The sequence below is a fragment of the Nocardioides sp. genome (genome assembly GCF_051876515.1).
GTDB lineage: Bacteria > Actinomycetota > Actinomycetes > Propionibacteriales > Nocardioidaceae > Nocardioides.
This window is the reverse complement of sequence record NZ_JBJEHY010000009.1, coordinates 1-18886: the sequence shown is the minus strand read 5'-3', so window position 1 is coordinate 18886 and position 18886 is coordinate 1. Positions and strand designations below refer to the sequence as shown.

The window sequence follows — 18886 nt, the reverse complement described above, 5'->3', positions numbered from 1 at the left end:
CCTCTCGGTCGCGGAGACGGCCGCCGCGATGGGCACCAGCACCGGCACCGTCAAGAGCCAGCTCAGCAAGGCGCTGGCGACGCTGCGGATCGACCCGTCGCTCGCCGACGACCCCGCCACCCAGGACCTCTCCGCGGAAGGAGACCGACGATGAACCGCCTCGACGACCTCAGGCAGACCCTCGACCACCACGCCGCCGACCTCGACGGCTCCACCCTCGACCACGCCTCCCGCCGTACGTCGCTGGACGGCCGGATCGCGGTCCACCGGCGCCGCCGGACCGTCGTACGGGGCACGGTGGCCGGCGCCGCCGCGCTGGCCCTCGTCGGTGTGGTGGTGCTGCCCCTGGTCGACGAGGCCACCTCCGAGCGGGGTGTCGGACCGGTTGACCGTACGGTCCTCGGCGAGAAGGCGCCCGCGGCGATCAGGCCGGCGACGGCTGGACGTACCGGTTCGCCGAGGCCGTCGAGAGCGACGGCCGGAAGGTGCAGGTCAAGCTCGAGGGCAGCCGTTACCCGCAGCTGGTGACCTGGTCCACCGCCGGGGAGGAGCAGGCCGTCGACGTGTCCGGCCCCGGGGTGGCGTGGGCGTCGACGCGGGCCGACTTCGCCGACCACCTGGTGACCCCGCGGGGGTACGACGAGAAGGTGACCGTCTCCCTGCCCGAGGGCGCCGAGGGGGTGGCGGTGGCCGTGTACGAGATCGACCTGACCCGTCCGCCGGCCGGCGTGGGAGACCCGGGGGGCATCTTCTTCCGCGACTCCTCCGCCAGCCACCGCCAGCTCGGTGCAGCCGTCGCGGAGCCCGCGGCCACCGGGATCACAGTGCCGTGGAACGGTGCTGGTGACACCGTCGCCGTGGAGAGCGTCTGCACGGGTGCGCCCGAGGGGACCGGGGTGATGGTGTCCTTGACCGGTGCGGAGATCCCGGCTGGAATGTCGTCGGCCGACGCCGCGGGCGAGGGCTACCTGGAGACCTTCGGCACGTGCGACGACGAGGAACCCGGCTTCGATCTCGGGGCGGCGCCGACCACGTCGTTCGACCGTACGGACCCCGACCAGTCGCTCCCCGCCAGCGGGACCGCCCGCATGTGGCTGAGCGTGTCGGAGGACGACCCGACCCCGCTCTCCGAGGGGGAGGCGGGTCGTGCGCAGTTCGGGCTGGGCGTCTACACGAGCACCGACGCCGACAGCACGGTCCTGGGGTTCGCCCAGCCGTTGGAGATCGACCGGCTCGGCCACCGCTGGACGCTGCACACCGTCGCGACGATGACTCCCGGTGAGCCGCTCGACGTCAGCCCGTTCACCCAGGACGGCCCGGCCCTGGTTTCGTTCGTGCAGGAGATCCGCAAGAGAGGCACCGTCGGCTTCCGGATCGAGACCACCGGGGCACGTGAGCTCGACAGGGCCCACATGGGCATCAGCGTCGCCGGCGAGGTGCAGTTCGGCTCCGAGCTGCTGCTCCCCGGTACGACGGGCCTCACGTTGGCCTTCACCGAGGGCGGGCCCGACGACGTCCTCGCGCAGCGCGCGGTGGTCTACACGCTCGCCGACTGATCCAGACCTCTCGTCGCCCCCGCCCGTGTTCCGGTCCGACCGCTGCACGGGCGGGGGTAACGTTGTCCCTTGGCTTGAAGGTCGTCCGGCAGGGTCACCGGACACAGTGGAGTGGAGAGACCGAGGTGTCCGAAGAACTCGTCGCGCGCGAGGTAGCCGCCGAGCAGGCGTACGTCGACCGCGTGTACGTGCAGCTGGAGAAGTCGGCCGAGTCCGCGAAGGGGCTGGCCCGCGAGGGACACCAGCGCGGCCGGCTGGGCCACGAGGGTGGCCTCGTCGAGCGTGACGCGATGGTCTTCCAGGCCTCCAAGCGCCTGGCCCAGCTCGACGCGGCCCACGAGGGGCTCGTCTTCGGGCGCCTCGACCTGCGTCCCGAGGTGGACGACGTGCCCCGCTACATCGGGCGCCTCGGCCTGCGCGACGACCAGCGCGACATGCTGCTGATCGACTGGCGTGCGCCCGCCGCCGCGGTCTTCTACCAGGCCACCGCCGCCGAGCCCGCCGGTGTCGTACGCCGCCGCGTGCTGCGTGCCGAGCACCGTACGGTCGTCGGTGTCGAGGACGAGCTCCTCGACGACTCCGTCGAGACCGACCTGCCGATCATCGGCGAGGGCGCCCTGATGGCGCAGCTCTCCCGGGCCCGCGACCGCTCCATGCACTCGATCGTGGCCACCATCCAGGCCGAGCAGGACAAGGCGATCCGCGCGCCCGGCAAGGGCGTCGTGTCGATCTCCGGCGGTCCCGGCACCGGCAAGACCGTGGTGGCGCTGCACCGCGCCGCGTACCTGCTCTACTCCGACCGCCGCCGCTACGAGTCCGGTGGCGTCCTCGTGGTCGGCCCCAGCGGCGTCTTCATGCGCTACATCGAGCGGGTGCTGCCCAGCCTGGGTGAGACCGCGGTGGCGCTGCGCTCCCTGGGCGAGGTGGTCGACGGGGTCCGGACGACGCGCCACGACGACCCGGCGGTGGCCGAGGTCAAGGGGTCGGCGCGGATGGCGGAGCTGCTGCGCCGCACCGCCCGCCAGCAGGCGCCGGGCAGCCCGACCAGCTTCAAGATCTTCTGGCGCGACGACACCGTCGTGCTCGACCGCGGGGTCCTCGGCAAGGTACGCCGCCAGCTGATGTCGCAGGGCCGCCGCAACCGGCAGCTCCCGCGCGTCACCCGCGCCCTGCTCGACGCCATGTGGCGTCAGGTGCGTGGCCCCCGCGGCCGCGAGGCGGGCCGGGAGGCGTTCGACGACGAGATGCTCTCGCACCGCGGCTTCCTGGAGTTCGCCACCGACTGGTGGCCGCCGCTGGACGCCCCCACGGTGCTGGGCTGGCTGCGGGACCCCGACCTGCTCGCGCGGGTTGCCGACGGCGTGGTCAGCGTCGACGAGCAGCAGCTGCTGCTCAAGTCGTGGCGCCACGGCGACCTGTCGGTCCAGGACGTGCCGCTGATCGACGAGCTGCGCTACGCGCTCGGTGACGTCCCGCACCGCAGCGAGGACGAGCGCGACCTCGACGAGACCGGCCTCCTGGAGGGCGGCATCGACCTGAAGGAGCTGACCACGGTCGCCGACCGCGAGTACGCCCCGACGGGCCGCTCGTGGGCGCCGCCGACGTACCGCATCGTCGACGACCCGTACGCGCACGTGCTCATCGACGAGGCCCAGGACCTGACCCCGATGCAGTGGCGCATGGTGGGCCGGCGCGGCCGTACGGCCAGCTGGACCATCGTGGGCGACCCGGCGCAGTCGTCGTGGCCGGTGGCCGCGGAGGCCGCCGAGGCCCGCGCGGCGGCGCTCGAGGGCAAGGAGGTCCACGAGTTCCACCTGTCGACCAACTACCGCAACTCGGCCGAGATCTACGCGTTCGCCGCCGACTACGCGCGACGCGTCGGCCTGGACGCCGACCTGCCCGACGCGGTCCGCCGTACGGGCGTCGCGCCGCAGGTCGTCGACGCCGCGGCCGCCGGGACGGACCTGGAGTCCGCCACCCGCGCCGCGGTCGCCGAGATCGCCGACCAGGTCAGCGGGACCGTCGGCATCGTGGTGCCGGTCGCGCGGCGCAGCGAGGTCAACGGCTGGCTGGCCTCGTGGCCCGAGCGGGCCGAGGACGCCCCCAGCGCGCGGGCCTCGGTCGACTCCAGCGTGGCACCCAGCGGCACCGACCGGGTGGTCGTCCTGACGGGTCTGGACACCAAGGGCCTGGAGTTCGACGGCATCGTGGTGGTGGCTCCCCAGGAGATCGAGGACGAGTCCTCGACGGGTCGCGCGACCCTGTACGTCGTGCTGACCCGCGCCACCCAGCTGCTGACCACGGTGGAGTGAGCCGGTCCTCCGAGATGATTCGGAGGATTCAGCGCGAGAATTACGGGTATGGACACGTCCGAACCGTGAAAAGTTCGCCTTCCGCTGCACCGGTGCAGCAGAATGCCGACCACACCGGTGCGGAGGTCCCGCGCCGCCACGACTGGGGGAGTTTCCAGTGTCTGACCAGTACAACCAGCCGCCCACCGGCGACGACCCGTACGGCGCCAACAACCCGGGCCAGCAGCCCTCCTACGGCCAGCCCAGCTACGGCCAGCCCGGTTACGGTGCCGCCGGTTACGGCCAGCCCGGCTACGGCGCCGCCCCGACCGGCCCCAAGCCCGCCAACAACCTCGTGTGGGCCATCCTGACCACCCTCTTCTGCTGCCTCCCGGCCGGCATCGTCTCCATCGTGTACTCGGTGAAGGTCGACGGCCTGTGGAACACCGGCCAGTTCGCCGAGGCGGAGGAGGCCGCCAAGAAGGCCAAGACCTGGGCCCTCGTCTCCGCCGGTGTCGGCGTGGTCGTGATGGTCCTCTACATCCTCCTGATGGTCGCCGGCGTGATGAGCGCGGACACCACGTCCACCTCGTCGTTCTGAGCAACGTCGTGACCGAGAGGGTCGCGGGGGCCGAGAAGGCCTCCGCGACCCCTCTGTATCTCATGGGTGCCGCCGGGCTCGCGGCGGCGGCCCTGGTGGTCGTGCGCGACCCGCACCAGGGCGGCAGCTTCGGGATCTGCCCCTCGCTGCTCCTCACCGGTTTCTACTGCCCCGGCTGCGGCTCGCTGCGGGGCACCCATGACCTGCTGACCGGCAACCTGCGCGAGTCCCTGGGGCACAACGTGCTCCTGATCCCCGGGCTCGTCTACATCGTCTGGTGGTGGGTCTCCGAGCTGGCCGCCGCCCACGGGCGCCGCGTGCCCGGCCCCCCGCGCTCGGTGGGGGTCAGCATCTTCGTCGGCGTCCTGTTCGTCGTCTTCGCCGTCGTACGCAACCTGCCGGGCAGCCCGCTGGCTCCCTGAGCGTGCTCTCAGTGTGAAACCCGGCGGCGACCGGCGCTCCTCGGCACGTAGGGTTTCGCCCATGAACGCACCCACGCCGACCCCTGACGTCCGGGCCCTGCTCGCCGACATCCAGGGTCGCGAGGCGTGGGCCGTGATCCGCCGCAAGGCCGCCCCCACGGTGGGGCTGGTCGGCGGCACCCGCAGCGTCGTCGACTCCATCATGGAGATCCCGCTGGAGACCGGCGTGCCCCAGGCCGGTCGCAGCGTCGACCGCCTCGTCGCGGTGCCGTTCCGCCAGATCGCCGAGCGCGGCTTCGACGTGATCGACGACGGCACCCCGCTGGTCGTCGTCGACGTGGAGGCCGAGCACGAGGTCGCCGTCGAGGAGCTGCTGGCGGTGCTGCCCGACGCCCCCGTCGAGTTCTCCGACCGGGGCGGCTTCGTCCTCGACGACGAGGAGTACGGCGAGATCGTCGAGCGGATCATCCGCGACGAGATCGGCCAGGGCGAGGGCGCCAACCTGGTGATCGGGCGCCACTACCGTGCGGTCGTGGCCGACTGGGACGCCGACAAGGCGCTGTCGGTCTTCCGTCGGCTCGTCGAGAACGAGCGTGGCGCGTACTGGACCTTCTGCTTCTTCACCGGCGACCGCTTCCTGGTGGGGGCGTCGCCGGAGCGCCACGTCAGCGTGCGCGGCGGCGACGTCCGGATGAACCCGATCTCCGGCACCTTCCACATCCCCAGGAACGCGGCCGCGCTGGGCGACGTGGACGACCCGGGCCGGCTCAGCGAGCTCAAGCGCCAGTTCCTGGAGTTCCTGGGCGACGAGAAGGAGATCTTCGAGCTCTTCATGGTCGTCGACGAAGAGCTCAAGATGATGTGCGACGTGTGCCACGAGGGCGGCCAGGTGCTCGGCCCGTTCCTCAAGCCGATGACGCACCTGATCCACACCGAGTACCTGCTGGCCGGGCGATCCGAGCGCGACCCGCGCGAGATCCTGCGGGACACCATGTTCGCGGCCACCGTCACCGGCGCCCCGGTCGAGAACGCGTGCACCCTGATCGCGCAGCACGAGACCGAGGGCCGCGGCTACTACGCCTCCGCGCTCGCGCTGTTCGGCCGCGACGAGGCCGGCGAGCCGACCCTGGACAGCCCGATCCTGATCCGTACGGCCGACGTCGACCTCGAGGGCAACCTCAAGATCACCGCCGGCGCGACGCTGGTGCGCGACTCCGATCCGGCGTACGAGACCCGCGAGACGCTGGCCAAGGCCTCGGGCGTGCTGAGCGCGTTCGGGCTGGTGGAGCGGGCCGGGACGGTCGCGCCCACCATCGCGGCCCTGACCCGCGACGAGGACGTGGCGCTCGCGCTCGGCACCCGCAACCAGCGACTCAGCCGCTTCTGGCTGACCGACCAGGGTGGCGAACCCGCCGACGCCGAGCTGGCCGGCAAGCGGGTCGCGATCCTGCACGGCGAGGACGACTTCGTGAACATGCTCGCCCACGTCCTGGGCGTCTTCGGCATGGAGTCGACGATCATCCGACACGAGGCGTACGAGACCGGTGCCTTCGACGGCTACGACATGGTCATCGTGGGCCCCGGGCCGGGCGACCCGCGCGACGACGAGAGCGCCAAGATCGCCTCCTTCCGCCTCGCGGTGGACGACCTCCTGGCTGCGGGCACGCCGTTCCTCGCCGTCTGCCTGGGCCACCAGACGCTCTGCCACCGCCTCGGCATCGACCTGGCGTACAAGGACATCGTCTTCCAGGGCACCCAGTCGCGCGTCCGCCTGGGCGGCCGCAACGAGCGGGTCGGCTTCTACAACACCTTCGTGGGTCGCGACACCGGCGCGCTGCCCGAGGGGGTCAGGGCCGACGCGGACCCGGAGACGGGTGACATCCACGCCCTGTACGGCCCCCACTTCCGCGGGATCCAGTTCCACGCGGAGTCGATCCTGACCGAGAACGGCTACGACCTGATCCACCAGGCCGTCTGCGACCTGCTGGTCACGCCCTCCGCCGGTTGAGCCGACGGACGGGAGCGTCCCGACGGGCAACCGAACGCCCGCCCACTGCGTCTCATCAGGTGGCCGGGCGCCCGGCCGACCAGACTGACGGGCAGGCTCGTGCGAGCCGTACGGGACCGACCGGGGGGACGGGGAGATGACGAGGGTGCGCCGACGTGGCGTCCGGCGGGTGCTGGCGCTCGCGCTGACACTGGCGCTGCTCGGCTGTGCCCCGGCGCAGGACGGGGCCGCGGACCGGGGCCCCGACGGTGACGTACCCACGTCGACGACACCGGCCGCCACGGGAGCGCCGGCCGGTCCGCCCAACGTCGTCCTTGTCCTCATGGACGACTTCTCGACCGACCTGCTCCCGACACTGCGCTCGGCAGCGGAGATGCGGCGCCGCGGCGCGTCGTACCCGCACGCCTACACCGTGGACTCGATGTGCTGCGTCTCGCGGGCCAGCCTGCTGACCGGGCAGTACCCGCACCAGACGGGCGTGCTCACCAACATCTCCGGGGCCACCGGGCTGGGCGGCTACCCGGCGTGGGTGGCGGGCGGCAACGCGGAACGCTCCGTCAACGTGGCGCTGGCCGAGGCGGGGTGGACGACCGGCTTCATCGGCAAGTACCTCAACGAGTACGAGTGGAACCCGGGCTGGCCGGTCCCCGAGCTGCCGCCGGGCTGGGACCAGTTCCAGGTGCTCTTCGGTTCCGCGTACGCCGGGTGGGAGTTCGGTCGCACCCAGGTCACCGACGGCCAGCTGGAGGTCGTGGAGCACCACGCGCCGCCCGCGAGCGCGTCGGAGGAGGAGAAGGACGCCGCGTACGCCGGCACCGTCACCCACGACCTGGCCCTCGACTTCATCCGCCGCCACGAGCGGCGACCGGAGCCGTACTTCCTCGAGGTGGCCACGTACGCGCCGCACAGCCGGGTCAACCCGCAGCCGCACTACCCGGGCGACCCGTTGTTCCCGGCTGCGTTCGCCGACCGGCCCGGCCCGGGCCGCGCGGGCAACTGCGGGGCGGTGGCCTGCGCCGACCTGAGTGTCGACGACCTGCCCGGCCACGGCGACCGGGTCGGCGACAACGGGCCGCTCACCCTCGACGGCGGGCCCGCCCGGGCGTGGAACACCGTCGGCAACCCTGGCGGCACCCGACGCAACGTCGACGAGCTGCGGCAGCGGGCGATGATGGCCCAGTCGGTCGACCGGATGGTCAGCGACATCCTTGCCGCCGTCGGTGAGAACACCTACGTCGTGCTCACCTCCGACAACGGCTTCCACCTCGGTCAGGTCGGCATGGCGCACGGCAAGGGCACCGCGTACGCGACCGACTCGCGGGTGCCGATGCTGGTGGTCGGCCCCGGCGTGGCGCCCGGCGAGCGCGGTGAGCTGGTCAGCACCCTCGACGTGGCGCCCACCGTGCTTCAGCTGGCCGGCGTGGATCCCGAGCCGTTCCGTGCGGGCCGCTCGATGGTGCCCTCGCTGCGTGACGCCTCGGTGGACCGCGGTGGCCACGTCTTCCTCGAGCACACCCAGCAGACGCTGTCGACCGGCGACCCGGACGCGGCGTACTCGGGCGGCGAGCTGGACCGGATCCCCTCGTACGTCGCGGTGCGCGACCGCGACTCGCTGCTGGTGCGGTACGACCTCGACCCGTCGGCGGACGGCGTCGAGCACGGGTACGAGTTCTACTCCTACGACGACGACTCCTTCGAGCGGACCAACCGGTTCGCCGACCCCGCGTACGCCGGGCAGGTGGCCGACCTGATGGCCCGGCTGCGGGCCTTCGACCGGTGCGCGGTGGCGACGGGGGACCAGGCGCTGCCCGCGAGCTGTCGCGCGTCGTCCGGCTGAGCCCGGGCCACCTACGCTGTCCACCGTGTCCCCCTCCGCCCCCGACGTCGTGGTCGTCGACCACCACGACTCCTACACGTGGAACCTGGTGCACCTCGTCGCCGGCGTGACGGGGGTGCTGCCGTGGGTGGTGCAGCACGACGAGGTGGAGGCTGCCGAGGTGCTCGCCCACGACCACGTCGTGCTCTCCCCGGGGCCCGGTCACCCCGGCCAGGTCGCGGACTTCGCCGTCGGGAACGAGGTGCTGCTGGCCGGCACGCGGCCCGTCCTCGGCGTCTGCCTGGGGATGCAGGGCCTGGTCACGGCGTACGGGGGTCGGGTCGACCGGATCGCGCCGGCCCACGGTGAGGTCGCCTCGGTGACCCACGACGGGGCCGGGCTGTTCGCGGGGCTGCCGCAGGGTTTCGACGCGGTGCGGTACCACTCGCTGGCGGCTCTCGAGCTGCCCGACGAGCTGGTGGCGACCGCGTGGAGCGAGGACGGCGTCGTGATGGGAGTGCGGCACCGGACCCTGCCGTTGGCCGGGGTCCAGTTCCACCCCGAGTCGGTGCTGTCCCAGCACGGCGCGGCGATCGTCGCGAACTTCCTGGACGGTGTCCGGTGAACCCGGCCGGGGCGCACGGGGCGGAGGAGCACTTCCTCGCCACGGCCGCCCGGCACCCGCGCTGCTTCTGGCTCGACGGCGGCGGCGCCCGGGAGTGGTCGGGACGCCGCTCGATCGTGGGTCACCTCGGCCCCGACGACGTCTCGCTCACCTTCCACGCGGCCCTCGGTGAGGTGCGCCGTCACGTCGGCGGCACCAGCACGGTCGTCGGCTCCGACGTCTTCGAGGTGCTCGAGCGGGAGCTGGCCGAGGGGCCGCCGGACGCGCAGTGGTTCGGCTGGTTCGGGTACGCCGCACGGCGCGACCTGCCCGCGCGGCCCGACCCGCTCCTGCCCGACGCGGTGTGGATGCGCCCCAGCAGCGTGCGCTCGTTCGAGCACCCGTACGTGGATCCGCTGCGGGTGGTCTCGACAGGCTCGACCACCGGGGAGGGCGGCTCGACGACCGGGGGCGGTGGCTCGACAGGCGCCGAGATGCCTGCCGACTACGTGGCCGCGTTCGACCGGGTCACCGAGGCCCTGCACGCGGGCGACTCGTACGAGGTCAACCTCACCCACCGCCTCGACGTGGACAGCACGCTCGACCCCGCCGCCGCGTACACACGCCTGCGCGCCCTCAACCCGGCCCCGTACGCAGGGTTCCTGCAGCACGACGTGCCCGGCGCCCGCGGCTGGCTGCTCAGCTCCTCCCCGGAGCGGTACGCCGTGGTGCGCGCGGACCGGACGATCGAGACGAAGCCGATCAAGGGCACCACGCCCCGCGGTGCGGACGAGGCTCAGGACGCGGCCCAGCGCGAGCGGCTGGCCAGCGACCCCAAGTTCCGTGCCGAGAACCTCATGATCGTGGACCTGCTGCGCAACGACCTGTCCATGGTCTGCGAGCCGGGCAGCGTGGAGGTGCCGGCCCTGATGCAGGTGGAGTCGTACCCCAGCGTGCACCAGCTCGTCTCGACGGTGCGCGGAAGCCTGCGGCCCGACGTGTCGACCGTCCGGGCGCTGCACGCGCTGTTCCCCGCCGGGTCGATGACCGGCGCACCCAAGCTGCGCACCATGCAGGTGATCGACGCCGTCGAGGGGTCCCCCCGCGGGGTGTACGCGGGGGCGTTCGGTTGGATCGCGGCCGACGGGCGGGCCGACCTGGGCGTGGTCATCCGTTCCCTCACGACGCCGGGGGACGGGACGTGGCGACTGGGCACCGGCGGCGGCATCACGGTCCGCTCCGACGTCGCCGAGGAGTGGGCCGAGGCCGCGGTGAAGGCCGAGCGGCTCCTGGACGCCCTCTGCTGACGCGGCCGGGGTCCCGGGTCCCTTTCCCCGGGGAGTACGCTCCACTCGCCGGAAGGGGTCACGGCGGCGGGAAGCACCCGGGCGCGGTAGATCCAGGCGATCGTGATGGGGGAAGCATGAGGTTCCGCGGTGACATCCAGGGGATGCGGGCGTTGGCCGTGGGCCTGGTCATCCTCGCCCACGCGGGATTCTCGAGCATCGCGGGCGGCTTCGTCGGCGTCGACGTCTTCTTCGTCGTCTCCGGCTTCCTGATCATCGGCCTGCTGCTGCGCGAGGGGCAGAGCACCGGACGCGTCTCCATCCTCGACTTCTACGCCCGGCGCGCCCGACGGATCCTGCCCGCCGCCACCGTCACGCTGGTCGCCACGGCGCTGCTGGCGGCGTACAAGTGGCCGTTCGTCCGCGCCGAGACCGTCGCCGTGGACGCCGGGTGGGCTGCCGCCTTCCTGGCGAACTTCCGGTTCGCGGCGCAGGAGACCGACTACTTCGCCGCCGACGAGCCGCCCTCACCGGTGCAGCACTTCTGGTCGCTGTCGGTGGAGGAGCAGTTCTACCTCGTCATCCCGCTGGTGCTGATGGTCGTGACGGCGCTCGTCGTACGCCGCAGCCTGCCCACGACCCGTCCGGTGGTGCTGCGACGGTGGGCGCTGGTCGTCCTCGGGGTGCTGTCGGCGGCCTCGCTGGCCTGGTCGATCCACCTCACCTCGGTCGACATCACCGCCGCCTACTTCTCCACCCTCACCCGCGCCTGGGAGCTGGGGCTGGGCGGCCTCGCCGCCGTCCTCGTCGCGGGCACCCCCGCCTGGACGGCCCGCGTACGGCGCTGGCACACCGAGGTGCTCGCCTGGGGCGGACTGCTGCTCATCGCGTACGCCGCGTTCCGCTTCGACGCCACCACCCAGTTCCCCGGCGTGGCCGCGATGGTCCCGGTGCTGGGCGCCGTCGCGGTGCTGCTGGCCGGCAGCTTCGGCCCCGAACGCCTCTCCTCGGCCGGGCACCTGCTGTCGCTGCGTCCGGCGCAGCTCGTGGGCGCCTGGTCGTACTCGTTGTACCTGTGGCACTGGCCGGTCCTGCTGTTCGCCCACGAGCACTGGGGCCGGGACCTCAGCCGTCCGCAGCTCCTCGTCGTGCTGGTCACCACCTTCGCGGTGAGCGCCGCCTCCTTCTACTTCGTCGAGGAGCCGTTCCGGCGCCGCCGCGGCTGGTCCAGCACGCGCCGCGCGATGCTGCTGTACCCGATCAGCATCGGCGTCGTGCTGGCGAGCATCCTCGTGGCCAACCTGCAGATCCAGAGCCTGGAGCGCGACCGGGCCGACAACCCCCCGATCGCGGTGGGCGACTTCGAGGGGCTGTCGGACGACCCGGCCGTGGCGATCGTGCAGGCCTCGGTCCTCGCAGCGGAGGAGGGCCGCCCCATCCCCGGCCAGCTGTCGCCGGGGCTGCGCCACGTGCGCGACTCGGTGGCGCCGTCGGGTGACTGCGACTACCGCGAGGGGATGCGCCGCCTGTGCCCCACCGGTGACCTCGACGCCGACCGGCGGATCGTGGTGATGGGCGACTCGCACGGGCGGGCCTGGGGGCCCGCCTTCACCGAGATCGGTGAGCAGCACGGGTACGAGGTCTACCACCTCGTCCTCACCGGCTGCCCCGCCAACGCGGCCACCCGCCCGGACCCCGCCAACGGTGGGACGTGGCACTTCTGCCTCGACTTCAAGCAGTGGGCCCTGGAGCAGGTCGAGGAGCTCTCGCCCGACCTGGTCGTGGTGGCCAACAGCTCGTACGTGCGGGGCGACATGGCGAAGGCGCAGGTCGACGGACTGGCCGAGCAGCTCGAGGCGTTGGGGGAGGTCGCCGACCGGGTCGTGATGGTCGGCAACACCCCGGTCCTGCCGAGGATGTCGTCGGTGTGCCTCGCGCAGCGCGGGGTCGACCTGGGTGACTGCCTGATGACGTCGGAGCGCAAGCAGCAGCGTCTCCAGCGCACCTTCGCCTCGACAGCGAAGAGTGTGGGCGCCGAGTTCCTGGACGCCCGCCAGTGGTTCTGCGTCGAGCGCAGCTGCCCCGCGGTCATCGGGAAGTACGTGGTCATGCGCGACAAGGACCACATGACCACCGAGTACGGACGCTCCCTGGCCGAGCCCGTCGCGGACGCCCTCGGACTGGCCGTACGCGGCACGTGACACAGCCCTCGGAAACTACACTTTTGTAGTTCTCCCACTCTCCTTGTGGACCCTGCGTGTGACTGATGTGATGCGTGTTGTCAGTTGATGCATCGGGAAGGTTGTGGGTCACGCATGGGAGTCGAAACGAGCAGGAAGCACCACACCTGGGGATGGGTACGCCTGCCCTCAGCAGTGCTCCTGGCCGCCGCCCTGGTGGTGCCCCACCTCGCCCAGGGTGCCGACACCCCGGCTCCGGCGTTCCGCACGGTCGCCGACGAGGTTCCGACCAGCACGCCGATCCGGTTGGCGCAGGCCAACATCAACAAGGACATGTCGACGGCCAAGTTCGAGGCCGACGTGGCGACGGTGCTGGCCCAGGAGCCGGACATCATCACGTACAACGAGGTCCACAACCGCCCCGACGCGACGCTCGCGCCCGAGGGCTACGCGATGTTCCGCACCCCCGGTCCGCGGACCGGGTGGGCGCCGGTGGCCTGGAAGACCAGCGCGTGGCAGGCGATCGACCAGGGGACCGTGCAGGTCAGCAAGCGTCCCAAGCGGTTCAAGTCCGGCATGGTCGGGGTCCGGTACGCCAACTGGGTCACCCTCACCAACGCCGACCAGCAGGTCATCTCGGTCGTCAGCGTCCACGTCGCCCCCAACAGCAAGGACACCGCCGAGCTGCTCGTGCCGTCCCTGGTGTCGCTGCAGACGCTGACCAGCCAGCTCCAGGCGCAGGGACCGGTGCTGATCGGTGGCGACTTCAACATGGGTTACCACGGCACGCGGTACGACCCCAGCTACTTTCAGGCGGTCGGCCTGCGCTCCACCTTCGACATCCTCGGCACCTCGTTCCCCACGCACCGCGGTGGCGGCACCATCGACTACGTCTTCGTCGGGCCCGAGGACCGGGTCAGCGTGAAGCAGCACTACCCCGTCCAGCTCCGCTCGGATCACCGGATGGTCGTCGCCGACCTCGAGCTGGCCCCCGTCGCGACGGCCCTGCCGAGCTTCCAGGCCGAGACCCTGATCGTGAAGAACACCGCGACCAAGCAGGAGCGTCGCGTCGTCCGGCGCCTGCAGCTCAAGGCGATCCGCGCCACCCAGCCCGAGGCGGCGATCCACGTCGCCAGCAGCCAGATCCAGGGCGCGGAGGTCTACAAGGCCCTCGAGGAGGCCCACGAGCGCGGCGTCGTCGTCACCGTCATCGCCGGTGAGCGGCAGCTCAGCGAGCGGGCCAAGCAGCTGCGCCTGCTGCTGCGCAACGACGGCAACGCCGCCAGCTGGTTCCGCTGGAAGCCGAAGGCCTGGCGCACCAGCGCCTCCACCAAGGTGCACGGGCGTACGGTGGCCCCGCTGCGTCCCACGGTGCTGCTGATCAGCCAGGCGGGCGCCACCCCCGCCTTCTCCCTGGTCGCCAACGCGACCATGGGCCGGGAGTCGCTCAAGGTCACCTACCGCAAGCGCGTCAAGGCCAACGTCAAGGTCGACCTCGGCTCGTACGACACCCACTACCGCGACTACCTGGCGCACGTGGGCAAGACCTACTGAGTCCTGGGCCCCGGACGACGAACAGGGCGCCGGCGGTGGCTGAGCCACCGCCGGCGCCCTGCGCCGTTCGTGGGACCGGTCGGTCCCGACGAACCGTCAGTCCATCTCCATCTTGGCGTACGGGTCGATGTCACCGCTGCGCACCATGCGGGCCACGCTCGGGGACAGGGTCGCCGTCTTGGGGAAGTTGTTGTACCAGTACTCGATGTGGTTCTGGTACCGCTTGGTGATGTTGGGGCGGTTGATCAGGTACGAGAGGTTCTCGTCGGAGACCAGGCCCAGCTGGGACAGGTTCGCGGAGCCGTTGAGGAGCCAGGTCGCCTTGCGGTTGGCGCCGATGCGGCCGTTGATGGTCAGCGACTTCATGTGGAAGTAGCGGTCGAAGACGCCGTCACCGTCGAAGTCCTGCACCAGCTGGCGCGTCGGGACCGGGCCGCGCGGGGAGGGCGAGTTGAGCAGCTGGTTCACGTCGATGCCCATGACCGTGTGGGCGATCTTGACGTCGCACCCGGCGATCCACAGGCGGCGCAGCTCCTTGGCGATGGCGAGACCACGCTTGCCGCGGATCACGTCCGGGGCGGAGCGGATGATCGTACGACCGTCGGCGGTGCCGTACCCTGACTCGGCGCCGCGGCAGCGGACCTCGCTGAGGACCTTCTTGAGCCGGTCCTTGTCACGCGACTTGGGGGTGGTGGGGGACCAGGCCACCACCATCGACCCGTCCCTGCTGGTGTGCTCGAACCAGCGGTTGCGCACCGGGACGGCCTTGTCCTGCCAGGCCTGCTCGAACACGGTGACGGCGGCGTCGTAGATGCCCTTGTTGCCGACGAAGGTGTAGAGGTCGTTCCACTGGCGGCTGGCCGCGGCGTCGCCCCAGTTGGACGACGAGTGCATGTAGATGTTCTCGGAGCGGCCGCTCTTGCTGAAGATGAAGTACTTCGCGTGGGCGGCGCCGCCCGGGCCACGGCAGGAGCCGGCGCACAGCTTGGCGTAGCTGCGGCGGTTCTTGGGGCGCATCGTGCCGTCCTTGCGGCGGTTGCCGGACGCCAGGCCCTTCTTCAGGCGCGGGAAGTGGGGGTTGACCTCCACCTCGGTGTTCTTCTTGTCCATGATCACGCGGATCTTCACGCCGCGCTTCTGGGCGTTCAGCAGGGCCGTGACCCCGGCGTACGTCCACACCTTCCAGCTGTAGATCCGGATCTCACTGCCCGTGGGGGCGTTGTTGATCGCGTTGTTGACCTTGCGGATGATGGCGCGGCGCTGGGCGTGCGTGCCGATGGCGTTGTTGAACGTGACACCCGGCGCGACGCGGAACTTCTTCTTCTTGTCCGCGGTCTGCTGCGTGGTCGACGTGGGCGTCTGGGTGGACTCCGCGCGACTGGTGCCGGGCTCCGCCGACGAGCTGGGAGATCCCCCGGCCACGAGGGTCGCTGCGATCAGTGACGCCGCGACTCCGGGCACAATTCTCCGGACGAAAGACATTCCTTTACCCCACTGTTTACAGAAGTCAATGCCGTCGCGACTCTAGCACCGGCCCCTGTGCCGTCCGGGATCCTCGCCGAGGCTCAGGCGCGGCAGGACTGCATCGTGTCCGCGTAGCCCGGGTCGTCCTTCAAGCCGTCGGGGGCGTGCTTGATCAGGTGGCCGCGCACGGCCCAGTAGGCGTCGGCGTACAGGACGATCCGCTGCCCCGAGGAGCACTGGACGACCTCGGGTTCGACCGGGCCGTCCGCCGACTCGCAGCCCTCGTACGCCCGGGGCAGGTCGGCCCCCTCCACCCACACCTCGTCGCAGGCCGGCAGGCCGGAGGCCGGCGACGTCGTGGTCGGCGTCTCCTCGGGCGAGCCCGCGCTGCTGCTCTCCTCGGTCCCGCAGGAGGCGAGGAGGAGGACGGCCGCGGCCATCAACAGGGGAACCCGGAGCGCTGACATGCCCCCAACTGTAGGCCCCCGCCCCAGCCCGCGACGGGCGCGACGGGCCGTCAGGAGGCCGCGGGGGCGGTCTGTCCGGCCCCGGGGAGCTGGAGCACCATCCGGGCGCCGCCGCCGGGGGCGTCGTGCACGGACACCTCGCCGCCGTGACGGTCCACCACCTGGTGGACGATCGCCAGGCCGAGACCGGAGCCGGGCATCGCCCGGGACTCGTCGGCGCGGTAGAAGCGGTCGAAGACGTGCGGCCGGTCCTTCTCGGGGATGCCGGGGCCCTCGTCGTCGATGGTCAGCAGCCCGTCGGCCAGCCGTACGGTGATGGTGCTGCCGGGCGGACTCCACTTGGCGGCGTTGTCGAGCAGGTTGGTCACGGCGCGCTCGAGCCCGTTGGCGTCGCCGTTGACCTTCCACGGCGACAGGGCCACGTCGAACTCTGCCAGCGGGGCCCGGCGCCGGACCCGGGCCAGGGCGCGCTCGGTGACGCGGGCCAGGTCGACCTCGGCGATGACCTCGGAGGGCTGGTGGTCGCGCGCCAGCATGACGAGGTCGTCGACGAGGGTGCTGAGCTCCTCGATCTGGGCGCGGACGTCGTCGAGAAGCTCGGAGCGCGCCTCGGTGTCCAGGGTGGGGCCGCCGTTGTCCGCGCCCGCGTCGGACTGGCGCAGCAGGTCGAGGTTGGTGCGCAGCGACGTCAGCGGGGTGCGCAGCTCGTGGCTGGCGTCCGCGATCAGGCGGCGCTGGAGGTCGCGCGAGGCGGACAGCGACAGCAGCATCAGGTTGAACGCACCGGCCAGCCGGGCGATCTCGTCGTGGCCCTCGACCCGCAGCGGGGCCAGGTCCTCGGTGACGGCGATCTCCTCGACGGCCTTGGTGAGCCGACGGACGGGGCGCAGGCCGTTGGCGGCGACCGCCCAGCCGGCCAGGGCGGCCGCGCCGACGCCGATCAGGCCGTACAGCCCCAGCACCGTGCCCAGCTTGCTGAGCACGACGTGCTGGGAGGTCATCGGCTGGGCCAGGACGAGCGCCTGGCCGGTGCCCGCGGGAACGGTCGCGACCCGCCACTGGGTGCCGTTGCCGTCGGTGACGGTGCGGATCGACTCGTCGCTCTTCCCCTTGGCGACCCGCAGCTCGGGTGCACCGAGCTGGAAGTCGGGGACGGCGTCGGCGCTGAACATGCCGCGGTCGGAGGTGATGAAGATGACCCGCACGTCGGCGGCGCCCAGCATCCAGGGCGGGACCTCCTGGGCGGTGATCTGCGACAGGGTCGTGTACTCGGCGGCCTTGCTGGCGCGGTCGAGCAGCGACTCGTCGACCGACGCCTGCAGCTGGACCCGGGTCAGCAGGAACACCGCCAGCGCCATCGAGGTGACGGCGGCGCCGACGGCCAGCGCCGACAGCACGCCCACCCGGGAGGCCAGGGAACGGCGGTAGTGCCAGCGGCCGTCGTCGGGCCACGGGCCGGCACTGGTGGCGGCGCTGCGGCGGCTCATGCTTCCTTCAGGACGTAGCCCACGCCGCGCACGGTGTGGATGAGTCGGGCCTCGCCCTCGGCCTCGGTCTTGCGGCGCAGGTAGCCGACGTAGACCTCGAGCGAGTTGGCGGTCGTCGGGAAGTCGTACCCCCACACCTCGTCGAGGATGAAGGAGCGGTCCAGGACCCGCCGGGGACGGCGCAGGAACATCTCCAGCAGGGTGAACTCGGTGCGGGTGAGGTCGATCAGACGCTCGCCGCGCTTCACCTCGCGCGTCGAGATCTCCATGGTGAGGTCCGCGAACGACAGCAGCTCCTCGCCATCGGCGTTGGTGGGGACGGCACGGCGCAGCAGCGCCCGGACCCGGGCCAGCAGCTCCTCCAGCGCGAAGGGCTTGGTGAGGTAGTCGTCCGCGCCGGCGTCGAGACCCTGCACGCGGTCGCCCACCGCGTCGCGCGCGGTGAGCACCAGGATCGGGACGTCGTTGCCGGCCGCGCGCAGGCTGCGGGTCGCCTCGAGCCCGTCCAGGCGCGGCATCATCACGTCCATCACGACCAGGTCGGGGTGGTGGGTGCCGACCGCGATCAACGCCTCGGCGCCGTCGGCGGCCAGGGTGACCTCGTACCCGTTGAAGGCCAGGGACCGGCGCAGCGACTCGCGCACGGCTCGGTCGTCGTCCACCACCAGGACGCGGGGCTTGGTCTCGCTCACACGTACAGAGTGCCAGCACCACCCGTACGGGGCGGGCGAGCCCGGGCAGAGGCTGGCTGTCAGAGGTAGCGGGACGCGACGGCCCCGGCGCGGGCGCCGTACCCGCCGCCGAACATGCAGGCGTGCGCCAGCAGCGGGAACAGCTGGTGCAGCCCGAGCCGCTCCTCCCAGCCGTCGGCGAGCGGGGAGACGGACTGGTACCCCTCGACGAAGCGGGGCAGGTGGGTGAAGCCGAACAGGTGCAGCATCGCGACGTCCATCTCGCGGTGCCCGCCGTACGCGGCCGGGTCGACCAGGTGCACCTGGCCGTCGTGCCCCCACAGGCAGTTGCCGTTCCACAGGTCCCCGTGGAGCCGGGCCGGGGGCTCCTCGGGGAGCAGGTCGACGAGGCGGCCGACGACCCCCTCCACCGCGGCGGCCGCGGTCGCGTCGATGGCGTCGCGGTCGCGCGCGACCTT

General features: G+C 71.9%; 17 protein-coding genes. 12 read left to right on the top strand and 5 right to left on the bottom strand.

Annotated features, from left to right (window positions below; all coding sequences use genetic code 11):
• The 12 genes from ACI379_RS00455 to ACI379_RS00400 form a co-directional block, all read left to right on the top strand.
• The coding region (locus ACI379_RS00455; RefSeq protein WP_439790087.1) for an RNA polymerase sigma factor at nucleotides 1-154 on the top strand (154 nt) is incomplete at its 5' end.
• Nucleotides 151-528 (top strand): hypothetical protein, encoded by a 378-nt coding sequence (locus ACI379_RS00450; protein ID WP_439790086.1) that lies wholly within the window; start codon nucleotides 151-153, stop codon nucleotides 526-528. The genes ACI379_RS00455 and ACI379_RS00450, both read left to right, overlap by 4 nt.
• On the top strand, nucleotides 486-1556 hold the full coding sequence (locus tag ACI379_RS00445) for a hypothetical protein (protein WP_439790085.1): 1071 nt from the start codon (nucleotides 486-488) through the stop codon (nucleotides 1554-1556). Before ACI379_RS00450 ends, ACI379_RS00445 begins: the two co-directional genes overlap by 43 nt.
• Nucleotides 1557-1681: 125 nt before the next feature.
• Nucleotides 1682-3868, top strand: a complete 2187-nt coding sequence (locus ACI379_RS00440; RefSeq protein WP_439790084.1) for a HelD family protein — start codon at nucleotides 1682-1684, stop codon at nucleotides 3866-3868.
• Between the two features lie 157 nt (nucleotides 3869-4025).
• Nucleotides 4026-4448 carry a CD225/dispanin family protein gene (locus ACI379_RS00435; RefSeq protein ID WP_439790083.1) on the top strand — a complete coding sequence of 141 codons (423 nt, stop codon included), beginning with the start codon at nucleotides 4026-4028 and terminating at the stop codon, nucleotides 4446-4448.
• 8 nt (nucleotides 4449-4456) lie between these two features.
• On the top strand, nucleotides 4457-4870 hold the full coding sequence (locus ACI379_RS00430; protein WP_439790082.1) for a DUF2752 domain-containing protein: 414 nt from the start codon (nucleotides 4457-4459) through the stop codon (nucleotides 4868-4870).
• Nucleotides 4871-4931: 61 nt separating this feature from the next.
• Nucleotides 4932-6878, top strand: coding sequence for a chorismate-binding protein (locus ACI379_RS00425; RefSeq protein ID WP_439790081.1), 1947 nt, complete (start codon nucleotides 4932-4934; stop codon nucleotides 6876-6878).
• 145 nt (nucleotides 6879-7023) lie between these two features.
• A complete protein-coding gene (locus ACI379_RS00420; RefSeq protein ID WP_439790080.1) occupies nucleotides 7024-8715 on the top strand; it encodes a sulfatase-like hydrolase/transferase in 1692 nt (563 codons plus the stop codon).
• A 25-nt stretch (nucleotides 8716-8740) separates the two neighbouring features.
• Complete coding sequence (locus ACI379_RS00415) at nucleotides 8741-9319, top strand: anthranilate synthase component II (RefSeq protein WP_439790079.1); 579 nt, start codon at nucleotides 8741-8743, stop codon at nucleotides 9317-9319.
• The gene (locus ACI379_RS00410) at nucleotides 9316-10605 is read left to right on the top strand and encodes an anthranilate synthase component I family protein (protein ID WP_439790078.1); all 1290 of its coding nucleotides are present in this window, start codon (nucleotides 9316-9318) and stop codon (nucleotides 10603-10605) included. The genes ACI379_RS00415 and ACI379_RS00410 overlap by 4 nt, the downstream gene beginning before the upstream one ends.
• Before the next feature lie 116 nt (nucleotides 10606-10721).
• Nucleotides 10722-12785 carry an acyltransferase family protein gene (locus ACI379_RS00405; RefSeq protein ID WP_439790077.1) on the top strand — a complete coding sequence of 688 codons (2064 nt, stop codon included), beginning with the start codon at nucleotides 10722-10724 and terminating at the stop codon, nucleotides 12783-12785.
• 114 nt (nucleotides 12786-12899) lie between these two features.
• Entirely contained in the window at nucleotides 12900-14318 is a 1419-nt protein-coding gene (locus tag ACI379_RS00400; RefSeq protein ID WP_439790076.1) for an endonuclease/exonuclease/phosphatase family protein, read from the top strand.
• 96 nt (nucleotides 14319-14414) lie between these two features.
• On the opposite strand, the gene ACI379_RS00395 is transcribed toward ACI379_RS00400, so the two are convergent.
• From ACI379_RS00395 to ACI379_RS00375, 5 genes are all read right to left on the bottom strand, one after another.
• The gene (locus ACI379_RS00395) at nucleotides 14415-15800 is read right to left on the bottom strand and encodes a phospholipase D-like domain-containing protein (protein ID WP_439790075.1); all 1386 of its coding nucleotides are present in this window, start codon (nucleotides 15798-15800) and stop codon (nucleotides 14415-14417) included.
• Between the two features lie 83 nt (nucleotides 15801-15883).
• The gene (locus tag ACI379_RS00390) at nucleotides 15884-16249 is read right to left on the bottom strand and encodes a hypothetical protein (protein ID WP_439790074.1); all 366 of its coding nucleotides are present in this window, start codon (nucleotides 16247-16249) and stop codon (nucleotides 15884-15886) included.
• A gap of 50 nt (nucleotides 16250-16299) precedes the next feature.
• Nucleotides 16300-17736, bottom strand: coding sequence for a HAMP domain-containing sensor histidine kinase (locus ACI379_RS00385; protein ID WP_439790073.1), 1437 nt, complete (start codon nucleotides 17734-17736; stop codon nucleotides 16300-16302).
• Nucleotides 17733-18428 (bottom strand): response regulator transcription factor, encoded by a 696-nt coding sequence (locus ACI379_RS00380; RefSeq protein WP_439790072.1) that lies wholly within the window; start codon nucleotides 18426-18428, stop codon nucleotides 17733-17735. The genes ACI379_RS00385 and ACI379_RS00380 overlap by 4 nt, the downstream gene beginning before the upstream one ends.
• Before the next feature lie 59 nt (nucleotides 18429-18487).
• Nucleotides 18488-18886, bottom strand: a 399-nt coding sequence (locus ACI379_RS00375) for a fructosamine kinase family protein (protein ID WP_439790071.1), incomplete at its 5' end; no start/stop codon positions are given.

Bases quoted from the DNA above. Each gene is read 5' to 3' on its own strand.
- ACI379_RS00450 (WP_439790086.1), top strand. From the start codon at position 151: ATGAACCGCCTCGACGACCTCAGGCAGACCCTCGACCACCACGCCGCC.
- ACI379_RS00405 (WP_439790077.1), top strand. From the start codon at position 10,722: ATGAGGTTCCGCGGTGACATCCAGGGGATGCGGGCGTTGGCCGTGGGC.
- ACI379_RS00425 (WP_439790081.1), top strand. From the start codon at position 4,932: ATGAACGCACCCACGCCGACCCCTGACGTCCGGGCCCTGCTCGCCGAC.
- ACI379_RS00385 (WP_439790073.1), bottom strand. From the start codon at position 17,736: ATGAGCCGCCGCAGCGCCGCCACCAGTGCCGGCCCGTGGCCCGACGAC.
- ACI379_RS00400 (WP_439790076.1), top strand. From the start codon at position 12,900: ATGGGAGTCGAAACGAGCAGGAAGCACCACACCTGGGGATGGGTACGC.
- ACI379_RS00390 (WP_439790074.1), bottom strand. From the start codon at position 16,249: ATGTCAGCGCTCCGGGTTCCCCTGTTGATGGCCGCGGCCGTCCTCCTC.
- ACI379_RS00395 (WP_439790075.1), bottom strand. From the start codon at position 15,800: ATGTCTTTCGTCCGGAGAATTGTGCCCGGAGTCGCGGCGTCACTGATC.